Source organism: Brevundimonas sp. TWP3-1-2b1 (assembly GCF_049896165.1).
In the GTDB taxonomy this organism is placed as follows: Bacteria; Pseudomonadota; Alphaproteobacteria; order Caulobacterales; family Caulobacteraceae; genus Brevundimonas; species Brevundimonas subvibrioides_B.
In genome coordinates, this window is sequence record NZ_JAFCTT010000031.1 from 1 (window position 1) to 3458 (window position 3458).

Consider the following 3458-nt stretch of genomic DNA (forward strand, 5'->3'; position numbering starts at 1 on the left):
GGACTTCGAGGCCACCATCGCCTCGGCCACCGCCTGGGTCTTCGTCGCCCATATCCGCCTGCTCACCCGCAGACTGGCAAGAGCCTGATATCCATCAGAATCATTATGAGTCAGACTCTCAGACATCGAGCAGTATCTGACGTCTAACACTATCAACCGGGGGGATGGTCGTGATCCCTTCGCTTGATCCCGTGCTGTCGATGGTCGTCGCTGATGCATCGGAAGGCTTCATCGTCGTTGGCTTCAGGCTCCCTGGCACAAAGGGCATACAATCCAAGTCTTTCCACGTTTCCGAGGCTCTTCAAGCCCAGGGGTTCATTTCCGCACTCGGCAAGACACATGATGTTTATGTGGAAAGTGCGCTTCAGCACGCCGCACCGCCGCCGGGGAAACGAGGGACGGCAGCAGGTGCTTCTCAGTTCTCTCTGGTCTCGCTGGATTTCGATTGCACTTGGGGGAAGCACGCTGAGACGTCTTTGCCTGGGTCTCCGCATGACCTCGCTCGAGTATTGGAAGCAGCCGGAGCACCAGAACCGTCGTTAGTCCTCGAAACAGGCGGTGGCCTGTTGGCGCTGTGGCAACTGGAAGAGGCCTTGTCTTTGCCAATCGGGGACGAGGCGAGGGCTGCTAGAGCGAGGAAGGCCAGCGCAAACTTTCAACAACGGATCCGACGGTCGGCGAAGCAAACGTATGGCTTCAAGCTCGACGGGACCGGCGACCTGAACCGGTTGATCCGGGTCACGGGCACGCTCAACCATAAATATGATCCGCCTCGACCGGTGAGGATATTGACATGAACAGCATCACTCTCGCTGACCTCGAACGGTTTGGAGCCAAGGCTGATGCGGGGCGGGCACCCGATCGCCGGGCAGAACCACCGTCGGGATCGCCGACTTTTTCGAATGAGCTTGCCGACTGGCCAGCGATTGTCGCGGGCTGCGCATTTGCCGCGCACTGTGTTTCTCACGCGGCGGCGCTGCCCGAACCCTTCTGGTACGCCGTCGCCGGCCTTCTTGGTCGATGCGACGAAGGTCATCGCCAATTCCATGAGCTGAGCAAGGCGGATGAGCGATATGACAGCGCCGAGACGGATCAGAAGTTGGAGCATGCGTGCACTGCATCCGCGCCTCGAACCTGCCGCTCGATTCGCGATGACCTAGGCTTCGACGGCTGCAGCCGTTGCCCCCTGTGGAGGCATGCGTGATGGCTGCGTCTCCAATAGCATTGGGCTACCGCCCGCTGGCGTGGGCCAAGGCTGCGGCACGCTATGTGTATGTCGCTGGACCTGACGTCTGGTACGACACGCGCTCGCGAGCCCCGCTTTCACGCCGATCACTTGATGGCTTGCTGGCCCATGAGTTCGCCCGCCCGCCCTCCACGGACCTGCTGCGCTGGGGACGGATGGCCAAAGTCATCGACACCGCCTACGCGCCCGGCGAGGACGATCTCGTATTTCCTCGGGATAGTGACTGGTACCTGAATACTTGGAAGCCATCTGGGCTCCTGCCAGTTCAGGGGCCGTGGCCGCTCATCTCGCAGTTGGTTGATCGCCTGATGCCTGTCGCGGAGCAGCGCGATCACTTCCTCGACGTTCTAGCGTTTGTTAGTCGGTTCCCGGGCAAGAAGGTCAATCATGCTCTGGTCCTCACGGGAGTCCCCGGTTGTGGGAAAACGACCCTCGCTGAAATCGCTTCAAGACTGGTGGGAATCCACAATTCAAGCACGGTCGACGGCCACGTCTTGGGCGGCCGTTGGGTGAATATGTTGCTCGACTGCGCGGTGCTCATCATTGAGGAGGTCGCTCACGGCGACCGCTTCGATGTTTCCGATAAGCTCAAGACGCTGATTACTCAGCAGCACCAACAAGTTGAATCCAAGGGCCGCAATTTTTACTGGGGACGGACGCCAAATCTGGTCTTTGTCCTATCCAACGATCGCCGCCCTCTTGCATTGGGCGAAGGGGCCCGTCGCGAATGGATGCCTGACTTTGTCACCGATAAGCCGTTGGACGAGGCATTTTTCGTCGCGCTCAACGGGGCTCTGAACGCAGAGCTTCCAGGGTTTGCCGCCTCCTTGCTCGAGCGGGATATCAGCCGCTTCAACCCGGCCGCTCCACCCCCGATGACATCGGCCAAGGCTGAAGCGATTCAGGACTCACGCCCGGTTCTTGATGTTCAGCTTGAGGAGATGATTGGTAGCTTCGCAACACCATTCGATCGTGACGTGGTGATCACGCGAGATGTTGTCCACGAGCTCCGCTGCGCCGGAATGCCCGCGACTGAAAATCAGATCAGAAAAGCACTCCGCCGGCTCGACTGCCGCGCTTGCATAAACCAGGCCGCGCCATCTCCCCAGTGGCATGGATCGCCTCGCGTGTGGGCGGTCAGAAATGCCGCCCGGTGGGTTGACGCGACGAAGACGGAACTACGCGATCACATTTGTGGGTCGGATCGATCAGTTCGTTCGCCTGCTGGCAGTGACCTGCACCAGCAGCTCCTCCGAAAAGGAGGATGAAGCCCATTTTAATAGCGCTTTGAACTCTGACCAAACTGACCAACTGACCAACTGACCAAAATGGAAAGCCAATGACTATCGAATATGCATCGACCCTAGAGCTCGATGAAAACACGAAGCCCCGACCGTCTGGTCCTTTTGCTGTAATCTGCAATCCGGCGTTCCGGAGAAACCTTGAGGCTTTAAACTACAATCCCTGGGACGTCATTGCTGGTCCTGAGATGGCCAAAGCAGGTAACTTCTCACCCCGCAAAATGCCTGATTGGCGGCGGTCTGTGACGGCCGTTTATCTACCCGATCCTGAACACAAGAGATTGTTCCCCGGACCAGCGGATTACTATCGTATGGACGTGCTGTTCGACTGGATTGCATGTTGTGGTGCTCGCGAAACAGACCGGTCCATGCTTTGGATTTATGCCGCCGACTACCTCGCCAAACACAAGCTCGGCCGCCCAAATAATGCGTGGGAGGTCGAAGACTTGCTTCATTGGCTCTGGAGAAGCGGAATCCTTCTACCCCGAGTGATGCCCCTGAAGCGGCCGTATCATCCCTATTGCGATCTCGCGAACTGATTCTCCCTCGCTCGCCATCCTCGACATGCACCCGCGCAAGATGTCGGCTGGACCATGCGGCAGACCCCCTTCACTGAGATCGCCTTGGAGTCGCTCAACGTAGCCATCAAACGCCAACCCGCGCCGACCTGTTCCATCACTTCGATCGGGTCATCCAGTATGCCGCCGAGGGCTATAAGTCGGCCCTTTCCCGATCCGGCATCATCCCGTTCATGAGCACCAAGAGCCACTGTGGCGACAACGCTCCGACCGATGTGGATCGGCGTGGAAAAGGGACCCCGTTAGCGGGGTGATCGGCGTCGAATAAGGACCCCTCATTCCTGATGTCTAACGATGGCTGCTTGGCGGATGTCAGGCGGCGAGTTCGGGATG

Annotated in this window: 4 protein-coding genes and 1 pseudogene; all 5 read left to right on the top strand. The window is 58.7% G+C overall.

What is annotated here, in order from left to right; translation table 11 throughout:
- Positions 1-170 precede the first annotated feature (170 nt).
- Positions 171-797, top strand: coding sequence for a hypothetical protein (locus ACP7AB_RS16735; RefSeq protein ID WP_426046198.1), 627 nt, complete (start codon positions 171-173; stop codon positions 795-797).
- Positions 794-1204 carry a hypothetical protein gene (locus ACP7AB_RS16740; protein ID WP_426046199.1) on the top strand — a complete coding sequence of 137 codons (411 nt, stop codon included), beginning with the start codon at positions 794-796 and terminating at the stop codon, positions 1202-1204. The genes ACP7AB_RS16735 and ACP7AB_RS16740 overlap by 4 nt, the downstream gene beginning before the upstream one ends.
- A 197-nt stretch (positions 1205-1401) precedes the next feature.
- On the top strand, positions 1402-2514 hold the full coding sequence (locus ACP7AB_RS16745; protein ID WP_426046200.1) for a DUF5906 domain-containing protein: 1113 nt from the start codon (positions 1402-1404) through the stop codon (positions 2512-2514).
- 71 nt (positions 2515-2585) lie between these two features.
- Positions 2586-3086: a hypothetical protein gene (locus tag ACP7AB_RS16750; RefSeq protein ID WP_426046201.1), complete on the top strand. Its 501-nt coding sequence runs from the start codon at positions 2586-2588 to the stop codon at positions 3084-3086.
- A 16-nt stretch (positions 3087-3102) separates the two neighbouring features.
- Positions 3103-3340: pseudogene (locus ACP7AB_RS16755) on the top strand (IS3 family transposase); the annotation flags it as partial.
- Positions 3341-3458: the final 118 nt, after the last annotated feature.

Bases quoted from the DNA above. Each gene is read 5' to 3' on its own strand.
- ACP7AB_RS16740 (WP_426046199.1), top strand. From the start codon at position 794: ATGAACAGCATCACTCTCGCTGACCTCGAACGGTTTGGAGCCAAGGCT.
- ACP7AB_RS16745 (WP_426046200.1), top strand. From the start codon at position 1,402: ATGGCCAAAGTCATCGACACCGCCTACGCGCCCGGCGAGGACGATCTC.
- ACP7AB_RS16750 (WP_426046201.1), top strand. From the start codon at position 2,586: ATGACTATCGAATATGCATCGACCCTAGAGCTCGATGAAAACACGAAG.